General features: G+C 51.8%; 8 protein-coding genes. 5 read left to right on the forward strand and 3 right to left on the reverse strand.

Going from position 1 to position 16,553, the window contains the following annotated elements; genetic code table 11:
* Positions 1-1,086 precede the first annotated feature (1,086 nt).
* From ACR9EC_RS11120 to ACR9EC_RS11135, 4 genes are all read left to right on the forward strand, one after another.
* A complete protein-coding gene (locus ACR9EC_RS11120; RefSeq protein WP_435299290.1) occupies positions 1,087-6,072 on the forward strand; it encodes an Ig-like domain-containing protein in 4,986 nt (1,661 codons plus the stop codon).
* 117 nt (positions 6,073-6,189) lie between these two features.
* On the forward strand, positions 6,190-7,248 hold the full coding sequence (locus ACR9EC_RS11125) for an AAA family ATPase (RefSeq protein WP_435299291.1): 1,059 nt from the start codon (positions 6,190-6,192) through the stop codon (positions 7,246-7,248).
* A 5-nt stretch (positions 7,249-7,253) separates the two neighbouring features.
* Positions 7,254-8,462 carry a DUF58 domain-containing protein gene (locus tag ACR9EC_RS11130; protein WP_435299292.1) on the forward strand — a complete coding sequence of 403 codons (1,209 nt, stop codon included), beginning with the start codon at positions 7,254-7,256 and terminating at the stop codon, positions 8,460-8,462.
* Positions 8,459-10,714 (forward strand): transglutaminase-like domain-containing protein, encoded by a 2,256-nt coding sequence (locus ACR9EC_RS11135; protein ID WP_435299293.1) that lies wholly within the window; start codon positions 8,459-8,461, stop codon positions 10,712-10,714. Before ACR9EC_RS11130 ends, ACR9EC_RS11135 begins: the two co-directional genes overlap by 4 nt.
* Before the next feature lie 71 nt (positions 10,715-10,785).
* On the opposite strand, the gene mgrA is transcribed toward ACR9EC_RS11135, so the two are convergent.
* From mgrA to ACR9EC_RS11150, 3 genes are all read right to left on the reverse strand, one after another.
* Complete coding sequence (mgrA, locus tag ACR9EC_RS11140) at positions 10,786-11,835, reverse strand: L-glyceraldehyde 3-phosphate reductase (protein ID WP_435299294.1); 1,050 nt, start codon at positions 11,833-11,835, stop codon at positions 10,786-10,788.
* A gap of 281 nt (positions 11,836-12,116) precedes the next feature.
* A complete protein-coding gene (locus tag ACR9EC_RS11145; RefSeq protein ID WP_435299295.1) occupies positions 12,117-13,973 on the reverse strand; it encodes a DUF2207 family protein in 1,857 nt (618 codons plus the stop codon).
* An 89-nt stretch (positions 13,974-14,062) separates the two neighbouring features.
* A complete protein-coding gene (locus ACR9EC_RS11150; RefSeq protein WP_435299296.1) occupies positions 14,063-15,295 on the reverse strand; it encodes an ROK family protein in 1,233 nt (410 codons plus the stop codon).
* Positions 15,296-15,371: 76 nt separating this feature from the next.
* On the opposite strand from ACR9EC_RS11150, the gene xylA reads away from it, so the two are divergent.
* Complete coding sequence (gene xylA / locus ACR9EC_RS11155) at positions 15,372-16,550, forward strand: xylose isomerase (protein ID WP_435299297.1); 1,179 nt, start codon at positions 15,372-15,374, stop codon at positions 16,548-16,550.
* The last annotated feature ends 3 nt before the right edge of the window (positions 16,551-16,553 follow it).

The following is a 16,553-nucleotide window of genomic DNA, read 5'->3' on the forward strand; positions in this document are numbered from 1 at the left end:
CTCCGAAGTTGAACTTAACGACGGTGCAGTGTGGGTGACAAATTCAAAAGATTTAAAAGTGGGGCGCTACAACGCCAAAGTAAAAGAACTTAACGGTGGAGTCGTCACCAAAGTTAATTCTTTTGATGTGCTGCAAGACAAAGAAGACATCTTTGCGCTTGAACCATCAACTTTGTCACGCGTAGACCCTGCCACCATGGCATATACGCAGACAGCGCAAATACCCGCCAAAGCAGCCGTTGCCATGCACGCGAACACGCTTGCAGTTGCGGACGTTGAAGGACGCGTCTGGGTCATGGACGGTGACGTGCTCGACACCTTCACCCAAGACACCCCGCCAACTTTAGATCTTTCCGACGGCACAGTTGTGTCAGTGTCACGTTCAGGCACTGCCTACGCATTTGACCCCGGCACAGGGCTCATCCACACGCTGCACAACAAAGATGGCGTCATCACGCAAGAAGCTGAGCCCTACCCGCTTAAAGACGCACAAGGCCTCTCCCTAAGTGACAACCCTGCCGGCCTTCCCGTACTTACCACTCTTGGTGAAACACCAGTGCTCGTCGCTAACGACACTTTGTATACCCAAGACGTATCTGTTCCATTGAACGAATACGGAAACCAAGCCGTTGTACAAACGACAGGGCAGTCCCGCGGAGAAGTACTTGTTGCAACAGACCGTTCCTTACTGGCCGTCAATATAGAATCCGGAAAAACAACGCGACTTGTTGAAGGCGCAAATGGGCGCCCAACTCGACCCGTGTGGAACGCCGGATGCGCATACGCGGCATGGTCAAGTTCAACAAACAACTATGCGCAACTATGTGGACGCGACGGCACAAGCGACAACCAAAACCCAGACCAGCCACAAACCTTAGAAGACGTGTCGGAACTTTCCATGTTGAAGTTCCGTGTCAACCGTAAAATCATCATGCTGAACGACACCGCAGCAGGTCGAGTTTGGCTGCCAGAACAAGTTCCACAAAGCGAAGAACCAAACTGGAAAGACATTAAGGCGCCGCACGAAGAAAAAAGCGAGCCAGAAGAATCAGAAAACCAAAACCCTGCCCAGCAGGACACCACCCAATGCGTGGAATCCGACCGCGCCCCCCAGCTAAAAAAGATCATTTTGGCGTACGCGCAGGACGAACCACCCCTCTTGACGTGCTCAACAATGATTCGGCAGGGCAATGCGGAATCATTGCTATCACGGAAAACACCTCCGTGCCAGAAAGTTTTGGGCAAGTACAACTCATTAACAACGGGCGTGGCTTACAAATCGATGTAGCCCGCGGCGCAACGGGAACTGCGGAATTTACTTACACAATTACTGACGGACGGGGAAAAAACCCGCCATCAACAACCACCGTCACCATCGAAGTCAGTGATCAAGAATCAAACCAAGCACCCGTTGAACTGCGTAAGTCACGAGCCGAAATTGAGCAGGGCGCAACCCTCTCACACAATGCGCTCGCAAACTTTCGTGACCCAGACGGCGACCCACTCGTCCTAGAATCTGCACGTGTTGAACAAGGCCAAGGAACTGTCCGCTTCCGCAAAGACGGAATGCTCACCTACATTGCTGATTCGACAGACACTGGACCAAAAAAAGTAGCGTTAGTTGTTTCTGACGGAACAGATTCGATACCGGCAACACTAACCGTCGACGTACGAGCAGCCGGCACCCTGGCCCCAACCGTTAACCCAATCCACCGGGTAGCGCACGTTTCCTCACCCGTCGAAATAGACGTACTATCGGCGGTAAAGAATCGTTCAACTGAACCCGTGCGACTGGCAGCAGTAGACGAAGTAGCCGGAACCTCAATCGCACCTGATTTAGACTCTGGAACATTTACCTTCTCGGCTCCCACCCCAGGAAGCTACTACGTTAACCTCACACTTGTTTCCTCACCTCACACAGTTACAGCACTCGCACGCATCGATGTGCGCGAATGGCCAGAAGAACCTTTAGGGCCGGTTGCAGTCTCTGATGTAGCACTCCTGCCCGCAGGCGGAGAAGTCACTGTTGCCCCACTTGCAAACGATTTTGACCCCAACGGTGGGGTAATGGTTCTTACCGGAATCGAATTAGAAGAAGATTCACGATTGAGCGTGGGCGTCATCGAACACCGGTATGTCAAAATCGAATCCGGGATCAGCATCGATAAACCCGAAGTGATTCACTACTTCGTCGATAACGGGTATGCGACATCACGAGGAACAATTCTTGTCACTCCCGTCGAACCTTCCGTTGACCAACGGGCACCCGAAATAAAACCCATCGATGTGACCGTTCGTGCTGGTGGGGTTGTCACGATTCCCGTGCTTGATTATGTTTCAGACGCAGACGGCGACACAGTGAAACTTTCTCAAGAATTACCAGAACCGTTACCTGCGGACCAAGGCCTGCTGTTCGTCTCAGGCGATGTACTGCGTTATCAGGCCCCCGACACAACTGGCACAACACAAACACATTTTGTTGTAGAAGATTCTGCCGGAAACACAGCGGTGGGCACACTCAACGTCAGCATCCATGAGTCAACGCCAGAAACCAAAGCGCCACCAACACCTAAACGCATAACCGCACGTGCGTATGCAGGCGAAACTATTCGTATTTATACGCCACTCACTGGAATAGACGTTGACGGAGATGGCGTCACACTCCTTGGCCAAGGAGACGTCCTGCCATCGCAAGGATATGTCAGCGCGGTAGGCGCCGACTGGATTGAATACACGGCAAGCCTCACCGGTAAAGGAACCGATACTTTTACGTATGCGGTTGAGGACTGGACTGGACAGCGTGCGCTAGGAACCGTCCGTGTGGGAATCGTGGAAAAACCACGAGATGCTTTACCTATCGTTGCTTCTGATGACGAAGTAACAGTGCAACCTGGCACAACGGTTGAAGTACGTGTAACACGTAACGACGTTGACCCATCAGGACTCGATCTGACGGTTGACCCCATTATCGGAGTCACCCAAGCCGACGTCGAAGTCAACGAAAAACGTGTTGTTGTAAAAGTTCCTGAGGATGCAAGCGGAACAATTTCCATCCCATATACCGTGCGTAACACTGTTGGAGGCACCGCTACAGCTGTGCTTCGGGTGCGCGTGAGCGACGAAGCTGTCATTTCGCAGCCTGTAGCAAAAGATATTGTGGTTGCACCGCATGAAGTTGCTGACAAAATATCTGCGGAAGTTGACGTACTTGCTGTTGCAGAAAACCCTTCAGGGCCACTCAGCGATTTAGACATTTCAATTCCAGCAAGCCATGCAGGGAACGCTTCTGTGACTGGAGAACGTAAAGTTCTTGTCACTCTCGGTAAAACCGCCCAAACGATTCCGTTCAAACTAACAAATAAAAAATCGGACGGGAAAGCCTACACTTACGCTTTTATTTCCGTGCCAGCGCTCGGCGATTTCCCGCCAGTATTACGTCCAAAAGCACGAGCATTAAAAGTTGCTAGCGGTGGCGAACTGCTTATCCCATTGACTGAATTTGTGCAGGTTGGCCCCGGTAAGACACCGCACATATTGGACGCCTCAAGTGTTAAAGCACAACACAGCGATGGCTCGTCGCTGGTGGTTGACGAAGAAACATTACAGTTCACATCAAAACGTGGATACGAGGGAACCGCAGCAATTTCTTTTGAGGTGTGGGACACCCCAGACGAAACAGGCAAGTCATCAATCTTGACGATTCCTATCACCGTGTTCCCAGAAGACGGCTTCCAACCAACATTTTCACCAACAGTTATTCAAGTTCCACAAGGCGACGAACCAGTATCCGTTGATCTTGGCGAATTCACGAAAGCCCCAAGTGGTACCGCCGATGAATCCTATGGTTATAGGCTTTCGAGTGCCCCTACTTCAGGCTTCACGACCTCGATTAGTGGGTCTATCCTTACGGTTCAAGCGCCAGCCTCCTTACCGCGAGGCACAAAAGGTAATGTGTCGCTTACCGTGAGTTATGGGCTAGCTGGAACTTTAGCTGTGACTGTGCCCTTCGAAGTCGTTGCTTCTACAAAAGCTCTCCCCATCGTTAACGATCATGTGGTGGTAGCAAGCGCCGGAAAAGCGACAACACTCAATGCGTTGCAAGGAGCAGTAGACCCTGTCGGTAAGGGATTGCGTGTGGTGCGTGCCCGAAACCTTACTGAAAGTGTGGGCGGACTGACCAGTACAGATGGAAAAAACATCACCATTGTTCCGCCAGAAGACTTCTCTGGAACGATGAAAATCGCATATGTGGTCACGGACGCTCTGAACGACGTCAACCGTAACGTTGAAGGTGTCGTGGAAGTGACTGTTCGTAAAGAACCAGATGCCCCATCAGCGCCTCGCGTATCTAACCCCACGAACCGCACCGTCACCGTTGCATGGGACGCACCGAACTCTAATGGAACGCCTGTTTTGGACTATCGAGTTACTGCACAACCAGGCGGTAAATCCATAACATGTGTGACCACAACATGTGAATTTAGTGGGCTTAATAACGGCACTCCCTACAGGTTTACTGTTGCTGCCCGTAACGCTGTTGGTCATTCGCCAGAGTCAGCGCTTAGCGCAGAAATCGTTCCTGACGTGCTTCCACTTGCCCCTGAACGTCCAACCGTTGAGGGTGGAGATCAACGGATTGAGGCTAGCTGGACTCAACCTCAAAATGATGGCTCGCCAATTACGTCGTACATTGTGGAAGTTTCGCCAGGTCTGAATGGTGAAGGAACAACAACGAAATCTGTTACGAGTACCTCAACGACTCTTACAGGGGCTAAGAACGGCACCGCATATATGGTGCGTGTTCGAGCCGTGAACTCTGCGAACACAGGTAACGGTGCAGGGCCATGGAGCGCGTATTCAGAATCTGTTATTCCCGCAGGGCCGCCAGCAGCCCCAACTGTTTCTGCCAAACTTCCTAGCGACACACCGCTGGGCCGCCAAATACAGGTTTCTTGGAACTCAAATGGCGCAAATGGCGACCCGATTACGGGTTACAGTTTGGTCGTTCTTGACGGCAATACTGAAGTGACAAGCAAAAAGTTTGACGCATCAACAACGTCATGGACATTCTCGGATGCGCAAAACGGTGTCGACTACAAGTTCGCTGTTCGGGCACGTAACCGTGCGGGCCAATCTGAACCAGGAATATCAGAGACAATTTCGTCGTTTACGGCCCCTAGTGCTCCGCAAGCAAACGCTACATCTGTGGTTCCTTCCCGTTCGTACGCTCAAGGTGGAGCGCTCGCTTTGGGATGGGGCGTTCCTACCGATACTGGCGGTAAAGGACTAGCAATTGCTTATTACGAGATAAAAGATGTTGCCGCTAAGGTGTCCGGGACAAGCTATATTGTTGAGAATCTGCCTGTTGGGCAACCAACTGGCGGATACGATGTGCGTGCATGCAATGAGCGAGGCGCATGTTCAGGCTGGACACGCCTTAACGGGGGAACCCCTGTAACGAAGCCACAGGCTCCGACTCTTTCTGTAAGTGCCCCAACATATTCTGGAACGTACAACATTACGGTTACTCCTCGAAATGAAGGCGGCTTAACTGCTACTCATCAATATCGGATTGATGGGGGTGCATGGAAAGACGTGAAGGGGACCATCCCACCATTCTCGGTCAACGATTTTGGCGACGCAGATTCAAAAGATGTACGAGTAGAAGCTCGTAGCATGAACGAGCAAGGATCAAGCCCGATCGTTGAAAACGTTGTGACGGTGACAAAACCGCAATTACCGGGCGCTCCACAAAATATTAGTTCGTCACAGGACCCTAACGGAGACACCGGCGATGTCCTGATCGAGTGGCAAAAAGCCAAAGAGCAAGGGATTGCCATACAACGGTATGGATACTGCTTGGAAGCTGCTGGAACAGACATTTCATGTAAGCACACCGGTAATGGGTTGAATGGTGAAACTACACGTGGACCTAATGACCTAAAAGCAGCTATCAGCGATCTAGAAACCGGTAGTGGACACACCCTGAAAGTGTGGGCTATTACTGCTGACGGTAACGGAAAAGTAGCTACGTTTGTCTTTAGTTTCCCCTATTACAGTGGCGGCGGATAAGCAGCTAGGATTATCATTCGCGACACTAGTCGTAGCAGGGGGCAATTTCACCTATAAGCGGTGCAATGTTGATACATTAACGCTTTATAGCATGACCACACAGAATCGGATTTTTGGATGACAAATAAAAGTGTGCCGCCGCCACCTACCCGTGACGACGACAAGGCGCCGCACGCGATCTCTCCGCTGCAAGCTCGAGCGGGAACTGCCGCTGTAGCATCTGCGCGGGAAGCCTCAGAATTTGCCACGATATTTAACGAAATTGTGGATAACGTTGGTGGTGCAGTCTTAGGAAAAACTCAAGTTGTCCGGCTTGCGTTGACCACCCTTTTCGCCGAAGGCCATTTGCTTCTTGAAGATGCGCCCGGAACGGGGAAGACCATTCTGGCGAAGTCGATTGCGGCTTCAATTCATGGCACCCACAACCGTATTCAGTTCACACCTGACTTGCTTCCTTCTGATGTCACTGGTGTAACGATTTTTGATCAAAAATCTGGTGAATTTGAGTTCCATAAAGGACCAGTCTTTGCTTCCGTAGTTCTTGCTGACGAAATTAACCGTGCCTCACCGAAAACTCAATCAGCGTTGCTTGAGGTGATGGAGGAATCCCGCGTTACGGTTGACGGAAAAACATATGATGCTGGTCGGCCGTTCCTTGTGATGGCAACGCAAAACCCGATTGAGCAGACTGGTACATATAAATTGCCTGAGGCTCAGCTTGACCGGTTTTTAATCAAAACTTCGTTAGGGTATCCAGACCGAGATTCTGTTATTGAGATCCTTGCGGGGTCAGCGCAGCGTGACCGCACCACCAACGTAAAACCGATTGTGACTTCGCAGGAAATTATTTCACTCGCAGGCGTTGCTTCTCGTATCTATATTGATCCTGCGATTGCTGATTATGTGGCACGTCTTGCTGAAGAAACCCGCAATGATCCGCAAACTCGTGTGGGTGTGTCTGTGCGAGGCAGTATCGCTCTTGTGCGTTGCGCAAAGGTGTGGGCAGCAGCGCAGGGGCGCAACTATGTCATTCCAGACGATGTGAAAGCGTTGGCTATGCCTGTGTTGGCGCATCGGCTTGTTATTGAACTTGAAGCGGAATTTGATGGAGTGACGTCTACCGACATTATGAGCCGTGTGCTTTCTGCCGTGGCTCCTCCTTCGGCTAAAAAGTAGTTTTTATGGCTATCCGAATATTGCGGAAACGCCACTTTGCGACTCAGGACCGAGTAGGTGAGCGACGGCTTGCTTTTGCTCCTCTCACCATTGCTTTTGGTGTGTTGGGGTTTGTTGCACTGTGGTGTGGCTGGCATTTTGGTTGGATCGAGTTTGTGACTCTTGCCGTGTTTTGCCTTATCACGGTGCTGTTGGCGTTGCTTATGACGATTGGGCAAACCAGTTATGCCGTAACCCTTGAACTTGGTGACGAGCAAGTAAAGGTTGGGCAGCGTGCGTTTGGTCGTATCGATGTCACGAATGTTGGGCGGCGAACGCTGCTGCCTGCCCGAATTGAATTGCCTGTGGGTCGGGCACGAGCAGAATTCACGCTTCCTGCGTTGAAACCAAACCAGAATCATGACGAATTGTTTGCAGTACCAACGAAGCGGCGCGCTGTTATAGATGTTGGCCCGGTTCGGTCGGTGCGTGCTGACCCATTTGGTTTGGTGCGCCGAGAGGTGACGTGGACTGATCAGCAGCGGCTGTTTGTGCATCCTGTGACGGTTGCTTTGTCGGGTTCTTCAGCTGGTGTGTTGCATGATTTAGAAGGGCAGAGCAGTAGGATCACGTCAGATAACGACATGAACTTTCATGCCTTGCGAGAGTATGTGCCTGGTGATGATCGGCGCACGATTCACTGGAAAACTTCTGCTCGAACACAAAAGTTGATGGTGCGACAGTTTGAAGATACTCGTCGTACTCATACCGCTATCGTGTTGGATACTTCCCGTAACGCGTGGACTGATGAGAACTCGTTTGAACTGGGTGTGTCATCGTTTGCTTCGATTGCTGTGCAAACTATCCGCGATGGTATGGATCGAACCTTTTTTACTGGGCAAGGGGAACTGCGTTCTACGACGCCACGTGCTTTTTTGGACGAATCGGCTGCTATTGATTTTGATGCACCAGATGACGAGTATCTGGATCCTGCTCAGATTATTGCGCGGGAAGCTAGCGATTGTTCGTTGGCTATTGTGATTACCGGTGAGGTGGAAGATCAGACGCAGTTGCGAGATAGCGCGGCAGCTTTGCCTGTCGGGGCGCGGGTGTTGTACGTCCAGTGTGCTGTTGGTAAAGAGTTGAGTGTGCGCACTCGAGGCACGTCTTCTTTTGGTGTGTTGAGTGATTTATCTGACCTGCCGAGGCTTTTGCGTTTGGCGGTTGGCATATGAGCGGCCAGAGCTTTCCGTTGAGTTATTCTCGCGCGCAGTCGTCAGTTTTTTCGGAGTGGGGTCCGCTGCGGGCTGTCCTTGAGGTTGCTATTTTAGTGACCTGCATAGGGTGCGCGTTGATGCCTATTCTTCCGGCTTATGGCACACAGGGCGCCCTTATTGCTGTGGTTCTTGGGGTAATCGCTGGTGCGCTACCAGTGGTGTTGTCTGGGTTCTTCCGCTGGCCTTTCTTGCTTATGCTGGTGGTTGCCTTCGCGGTGTATGTGGTTGTGGGTGGGGCTGTCGCCTTTGGCAAAGAATTGCTGTGGGGTGTGGTTCCATCTGGGCATTCGATTACTCGAACATTGGGCGGCATTGTTACGAGTTGGAAAGAAGCTTTAACGTTGGAGCCACCTTTGGGTGGCTCGCAGGGCGTTTTAGTACTGCCGTTCTTGATCGCTTTCTTGGGTGCTTTTGTTGCTTCAGCTATTGCGACGTGGCGTCGCTCGTGGACGACGACAATGCTTGCTGGTTTGGTTCCGTGCATTGTGCTTGTGGTTGCGATTTTGTGGGGGACTCAAAGCGACCTTTCTGGTGTGCAGGTAGGCCTTATCGTTCCACTCATTTTGCTGGTGTGGGCAACATGGCGTATGAAAAGCTGGCGGGTTGGTCGCGGCGTATTGATGGCAGGTTTTGTTGCGGTTGTGGTTGGCGTAACTACGATTACGGCACCATTAGCGCAGTCTAATCATCCACGTTTTGTGTTGCGGTCAATTGTTGTGCCGCCATTTGATCCGAAAGATCAGATCAGTCCGTTGTCTATGTATCGGGCCTACATTAAGGACTATCAAGACGTTGATTTGTTGACGGTTAAAGGCCTGCCGCAGGACGCATTGGTGCGTTTGGCGACGATGGATGAATACGACGGTGTCGTGTGGAACGTGTCTGGTGACGGTAACAAATCAGGCTCTGGATCGTTTAGGCGTATTGGCGATCGTATTGAACAGACTGTTTCGGGCACACAGTATGCAACCTCGTTTGTTGTTGAGGGATTAACTGGAGTGTGGACGCCAACTGTCGGGTATCTCAATACAGTTAATTTTGAGCGTGGGCCACGCAATTTAGATTTCCGTTTTAATGATTCGACGGGCTCTGCTGTGGTGATTGGCGGGCTGGTTGAAGGCACGACATATCGCATGTCTGGTGTGGTGCCTACTGTTCCCACAGACGAGGATTTGGGCGAGGCTACCGTCGGTAATATCGCTATCGCGTCGGCATCAAATATTCCTGATGTGGTTGCAGACAAAGCAGTGTCGGTGTCACGAGACGCCACAACTGTGCCGCTTGTGGTGCGTAAATTTGAGGAGTTTCTTTCTACACGTGGGTACTTTAGCCATGGCGAGAGCGTGGATGGTTTTCCGTCGTTGTCGGGTCATGGCTCTGCTCGCATGTCGGATCTGTTAAGTGCAGATCAGATGATTGGTGACGCTGAGCAGTATGCGTCGGCGATGGCTTTAATGGCGCGTTCTCAAGGCATTCCTTCGCGTGTGGTGATGGGCTTTATCCCAGAAGAGGACCACAACGGTGATGTGACGTTCACTGGTGGGGATATGCAAGCATGGGTAGAGATCTATTACAACGATTTTGGGTGGGTGCCGTATTTCCCTACGCCACCGTCTTCTCAAACCCCTAAGCAGAGCGAAAAGGAAGCGCAGTCGGAGCCAGAGCCTGAGGCAATCCAGCAGCCGCCAGATCCGCAGCCTCCTGTGACACCACCGGCGTTAGACACAGAAGACACGGATATTGCTGCTGACGATGATGACCGGGCTGAATGGGTGGATTGGGGTGCAATTATCAAAGGTATTGCAGCCGTAGGTGTCCCAATTTTGATCATTGTTCTTATTCCGGTGCTTATTATTGGCGCGAAGCTAAGACGCTCACGTCGTCGTAAGCGGGCGTTGGGTGCGGAACGTGTTTTGGGTGGCTGGCAAGAACTGATGGATAACGCGCTGGACTTGGGCATTCGTCCAGGTAAGGATCTTACGCGTCGAGAAACTGCCAAGTTTATTGAGGCCGGGAACCCTGAAGCTGTTGTACTTCCGCTAGCCGATAAGGCAGACCATGCAGACTTTAGTGTTGACGTGATAGATGAGGCGCATGGAGCTGACTATTGGAACCACGTCGATGATGCTGTGTCTAACCTGCATAGCTCTGTGAGCCGGTCAAAGCGGGTTAAAGCTCGGTTGTCGCTGGCTTCATTACGTAAGCGGTAGACAACACTGTAAGGAACGACTGTGGGGGCGCATTCATGCAGAATGCGCCCCCACAGGTGTGTGCGTACGTATTAGCGGCCGGTGCCGTCGATCGCGTACTGTTCAATCGCAGCGATTTCGTCGTCCCCTAATGTTGGGGCGTGTACTGAAGCGATGGTGTCTTCGAGTTGGTTGACGCTTGACGCACCAACAAGCACAGATGTGACACGTGAGTCACGCAAAATCCACGAGAGCGCGAGTTGCGCTAACGATTGACCGCGTTGTGCAGCAATCTCATTGAGTCCACGTGCACGTCCTAGGTATGTTTCGTCCACCTTGTCTGATTTAAGGAAATGCCCGATTGATGCGCGTGAGCCGCTAGGAATGTTGCCGTCGAGGTAACGGTTGGTGAGTAGTCCTTGGGAAAGAGGCGAGAAGCAGATCATGCCGATGCCCAATTCGTCGACTGTCTCAAGCAGGCTCTTTCCTGTCAGGTTGTCGCCCTGTGTGAGGCCTGCATCGGGTTGTTCAACGTGTCGGTTGAACATGGAGTAGCTTGGCTGGTGGATGAGTAGTGGGGTGCCAAGGTCAGCAAGAATGCGTGCTGCTCGTTGTGTTTGTTCCGGGGTGTAGTTGGAGACTCCAGCATAGAGGGCTTTACCGCTGGTAACCGCAGTGTGTAAAGCTCCCATTGTTTCTTCTAGGGGAGTGTCTTCGTCGTAACGGTGTGAGTAGAAGATGTCGACGTAGTCGAGTCCCATGCGGGTGAGTGACTGGTCGAGTGAGGACAGCAGGTATTTGCGTGAGCCACCATCACCGTATGGTCCAGGCCACATGTCGTATCCGGCTTTGGACGAGATGATGAGTTCGTCGCGGTAGTGGCGGAAATCGTTTTTGAGGTGGCGGCCAAAGTTTTCTTCCGCGCTGCCGTAGGGCGGACCGTAGTTGTTGGCGAGGTCAAAGTGGGTAACGCCAAGGTCGAAGGCTCGACGCAAAATGTTGCGTTGAGTATCAAACGGGGTGGTGTCTCCGAAATTGTGCCATAAGCCGAGTGATAGTGAAGGTAAATCTAATCCGCTACGTCCAGTGCGACGGTAGGGCATCGTTTCATAACGGTTGCTTTGTGCAGTGTAGTGGCTCATGCGTTCATTATGTCACTGGCTAATCTTCAGATAGCAACAGTATTGTGTGTTTCGCCATGTAAACCAAGAGGGCGTTCATCATGAGTGGAACAACGCTGCCGTTAAACGGTTTAATAAAAACTTTGTTGAAATGTTGCCTAAACGTAACCGAAAAGTGGCGTGCGACATGTTTGAAGCGGGCTATGGTTGTTGTGCTCGAGGTTCAATGGGGAGCCTCGACGCACTCGTTAGCGCTAAGCACTCATCAATGACGATGAGGCTTGGCACGCTAACAACAACTTTTAGTGGGTAAATTCCCGTAACCGGTTCAAGAACCACGTGTACGGCGCGCTGTTATCAACAGGGGTGCTAGGAGCACTAAACCAGCTAGGCTGTTCAAACGATTCAGGGAACTCGTCAAAAAGTCGTGCCCACTCATCAGCGCAACCAAAAATGATTGCATAAGGCAGATAGCGTTCGAATAGTTTCCAGTAAGAATCAACCTCAAACCGTTCAAGTGTGCTTGCTGTAGCGGATTTTATCGCTTGTTCAAAACCAAAAATCTGTTCAGCGTACGCACGACCCAACGGGGTGCGCTGCTTTCGGTGAGCTCTGCGCGCCACCTCATGATCGAGTTGCTGAACGACAAGACTTTTAGCGCTAACAGCCTGCCCAACTTCACTTAACACTTCCAAGAATTGTGGAGCATAACGAGAGTGTAAGGAATGCACAGACACATTCTCGTCCTCACCAAACACACGATCCATTAGTATGCGTTGATAAGACTGCGCTGGGTCGCCAACACCTGTTATGCGAGTGATAGACCAGCGCGGAGACGACTCATCACTATCGCGCACCGTTGGATTCTCTGACACGGCGATAAAACCTTGAGACGCCAAATCAATGAGGATTGCGGTCGCTTCATTCCACCGCAATTCCAACGCCCACAAAGCACCAGTTTCGCCAATACTTAATGTGGCAGGCGGTATGAAACGTAGAGGCGCAACAGCATCCTTGGCTATTTTTATAGGCTTGGGCGCAGGATCGTCATGGGTAAGGCTGAGCGCAGTATCAACATCTGCACGTTCGAGTCCATCAAACGTAAGGTCGGCTTTGCGTCGGGAGTGATACACGATGAACGTCGTTAAAACGAGAGCCAAAACGCCAGCGAAAATGAGCCCAATATGTTGCGATGATTCTTCAAGTTCTTGATCAATAGCGTCGGTCCACGTGGGGTCAAATTCTTGATCTTCAGGGTTCATCGTTTCAGACGAGTCAGGATCTGGATCATACACAGAGATGGCAGAAGAGGACTCGAATGTTCCAGAAGGGAATTCAAAACGAGTTGCAAGACCAAACCCCGCAGTTAAGTTTTTGGTTTTAACGGTGAGGGAAGAGCCTGATTTTTTTACTGCACATGATGGTGGAGGATTATCGGCGTCTTTTTCTTCGGCGTCATCGGTGTTCGTGGACTGCGGGTCAAGGGAGTTCAAGTCGATTGACGCGGGAGTCAAGATAGTGCAGTTCGTTGACTGCGCTGTGCGCGCGGCATTCAGCGATAACGTTAACGACGTGTAAGGGTGACGGGTTGGTGACAGCGGGGACCAAAAAAATTCATTACGTGAAGATTCTGTCCCGACGAGAGTAGCAAGAGTGCCTTCAACATCGTAGGTGAGGGTCGCATGGATGACGTCGTCTTCAGGGGAAACTTCTTTGGTTTCCGTTGCATCAGAGTGTGTAGGCGTAGTGGATTCTTGCTCAGGGGACGGCTGCATTCGAACGATAATGTTTTTGGTGTCATCAAGCACGTCAAAAACAAAATCTCGGTCAGCCGATTCCAAGCGGAAGTTAGAGTAAGAAAACTTTCGCCATTGCTCACTGCTGTAGGGCAAAAGCGTGAGCAGGTCACGGGTGACGAACCCCGAATCCACGGATTTGCGTGGCCACGTGAGCTTTTCAGTAACAGTAACTCGTCCGTCTTTGCCGATTTCTACGTTGACAGCAGCTATAGTCGCGGGAACATCGTTGTTTTCATCTGCGTGAACCGGTGAGATGCCCCACCACATGTGCAGGGACGCCACAACAGCAAAAGCACAGGCGAATACGAAAGTGCGTAAGCGCCCATGTGCGCTATTGCGTGTTAAGCGTCGTGTTTGCACGTGTTCCCTCAATTGACAAGTACGATGTGTCCTTATTCTATGGCGTGAGTGTGATGAGCCTGGAATGGTGTCGAGGTGAGGGTGCAAAGTTATTCTGCTGGTGCGTTAACCCAGCGTGTTGGCTCACTGTACACGCCACGCGTGACTTCACTGGCAGCGCCAAGGAATGATGCTCCCGTGCCGACAACGCCAGGTACGACAGTGATGTTTGACCAGCGGGCTGAAAGCACATGTTCTTTCAGTACTGCGTCAACGTGCGGTATGAGGTATTCGGCGAGGTCAAGGAAAATTCCACCGAGTACAACAAGGTGAATGTCAATCAAGTTGATGTAGTCGGATAGGGCGAGTCCTAGCGCTTGTCCTGCGGCGTGTACTGCTGCTTGTGCGCGTGGGTCGTTGTTTCGTAACTGTTCAAGAAGGTCATCAATAGTGGCTGTGCTGGGTAACTCTGCTGTATGCAGAAGTGCTGCTAGGCCGGCATATTGTTCGAGGCAGCCGCGTGAACCGCAGGAGCATTGTGGCCCATTCGGGTCGACGGATACGTGTCCCAGCTCGCCACTCCAGCCTCGTCTGCCGAGGAATACGTCGCCTTCGAGGAGTATTGCGGAACCTATTCCGACTTCAGCTGATACGTAAATGAACGTACTGAGTTTTCCAAAAGCGATTTGGGCGAGTCCGCCGTAGTTTGCTTCGTTTCCGATTTTTACGTCAACGGGTCGTCCTGCGATGGGGTCTAGGGCGGCATTGATTGCGCTGGTGTCGATGGGGTCGAGGTTTTCCCATTCGAGGTTGGGGGCAACGCGCAGTGAGGATTTGTTTGGGTCGATGAGTCCAGGCAGGGCAATATTCACCCCCGCTATGACTGGCGTTGATTTACCGGGAACGCGGTGTTGGGTGGTTGCCTTGGCCACAAGGTCTGTTGCGATGTGGGCGAGTTGCTTCATGACAACGGTGGGGTCACTGGCTCGAAAATCGCCGGGAACTGTGATGCGTGCGAGTTCTTTTCCGGTGAGGTCGACGATGGTCCCACCGAGGTAAGAGACGTTTACTTCGAGTCCGATTCCAAAGAAGGTTCCTGATGCGGGTGTGAGGGGAACCGCTGGTCTACCAGCTTTTTTGGAGAAGACGGGGTCGAGTTCGGCGATGATGTGCGCGTCGACGAGGAGGTCGACGAGGGAGGAGACTGTGGCTCGTGTGAGGCCGGTGCGGGTTGCAACTGTGGCGCGCGAGATCGGTTCTGGGGCGGCAAAGATTTCTTTTGCAACAAGAGCGAGGTTTCGTTCGCGGAGTGTGTGTTGTCCGGCAGCGGTACTTACGGTCATGGTGTTGACCTTACCGAAAACCATGGTTAAGTTTAATCACACAACAAATATAGTTTCTCAACGAGGAGATCGAAAGATGACTCACCAAGACATCAAATTTTCATTCGGCCTATGGACAACAGGCTGGAGCGGACAAGACCAATTCGGCTCAGCAACCCGCGCACACCGCAATCCAGCCGACGATGTGCGGAAACTCGCCGAACTCGGTGCATGGGGATTCACCTTCCACGACGACGACGTCGTCCCATTCGGCTCAGACGAAACAACCCGAGCAGAACTCCTCGGACAGGTCAAGGACGCTGCTACCGAGACAGGACTCACCATCGAAATGGTGACAACCAACCTCTTCGGACACCCAGTTTTCAAAGATGGAGGCTTCACCTCAAACGACCGCAGCGTACGACGCTTTGCCCTACGCAAAGTCCTACGCAACGTTGACCTCACCGCTGAACTCGGCGCACAAACATTCGTCATGTGGGGCGGACGAGAAGGATCCGAATACGACGGAGCAAAAGACCTCCACGCAGCACTCGAACGCTACAAAGAAGGCGTAGACCTCGTCGCCAGCTACATCAAAGAAAAAGGCTACGACATCAAAATCGCTCTCGAACCAAAGCCAAACGAGCCACGCGGAGACATCTTCCTCCCTACAGTTGGACACGCACTCGGCTTCATCGCAGAACTCGAACACGGTGACATCGTCGGACTCAACCCAGAAACCGGCCACGAACAAATGGCAGGTCTCAACTACACTCACGGCCTCGCACAAGCACTCTGGGCAGACAAACTCTTCCACATTGACCTCAACGGACAACGTTCCATCAAATTCGACCAAGACCTCGTATTCGGGCACGGCGACTTGCTTTCCGCATTCTTCACCGTCGACCTCGTCGAAAATGGATTCCCAGCATCACCAGATGCGCCACGCTACACAGGGCCACGCCACTTCGACTACAAGCCATCACGCACCGAAACTGTCGAAGGTGTCTGGGACTCAGCACGTGCAAATATGGAAACATATTCACTACTTGCAGCAAAAACCAAGGCATACCGTGAAGACCCAGAAGTTAAAGCAGCCATGGAACAAGCAGGACTCTTTGAACTTGCAACACCAACGCTGAACGCTGGAGAAACCGTCGCAGACCTCCTCGCAGACACCGAATCATTCGAAAACTATGACGCAGACGCAGCAGCACAACGATCCTTCGGATTCGTGCGACTCAACCAGCTCGCGCTCAAACACCTGATTGGCTAACAC

The sequence above is a fragment of the Timonella sp. A28 genome (assembly GCF_051200815.1).
Classification (GTDB): domain Bacteria; phylum Actinomycetota; class Actinomycetes; order Actinomycetales; family Cellulomonadaceae; genus Timonella.

Bases quoted from the DNA above. Each gene is read 5' to 3' on its own strand.
- ACR9EC_RS11120 (WP_435299290.1), top strand. From the start codon at position 1,087: ATGCGTGGAATCCGACCGCGCCCCCCAGCTAAAAAAGATCATTTTGGC.
- ACR9EC_RS11125 (WP_435299291.1), top strand. From the start codon at position 6,190: ATGACAAATAAAAGTGTGCCGCCGCCACCTACCCGTGACGACGACAAG.
- ACR9EC_RS11130 (WP_435299292.1), top strand. From the start codon at position 7,254: ATGGCTATCCGAATATTGCGGAAACGCCACTTTGCGACTCAGGACCGA.
- ACR9EC_RS11135 (WP_435299293.1), top strand. From the start codon at position 8,459: ATGAGCGGCCAGAGCTTTCCGTTGAGTTATTCTCGCGCGCAGTCGTCA.
- mgrA (WP_435299294.1), bottom strand. From the start codon at position 11,835: ATGAGCCACTACACTGCACAAAGCAACCGTTATGAAACGATGCCCTAC.
- ACR9EC_RS11150 (WP_435299296.1), bottom strand. From the start codon at position 15,295: ATGACCGTAAGTACCGCTGCCGGACAACACACACTCCGCGAACGAAAC.
- xylA (WP_435299297.1), top strand. From the start codon at position 15,372: ATGACTCACCAAGACATCAAATTTTCATTCGGCCTATGGACAACAGGC.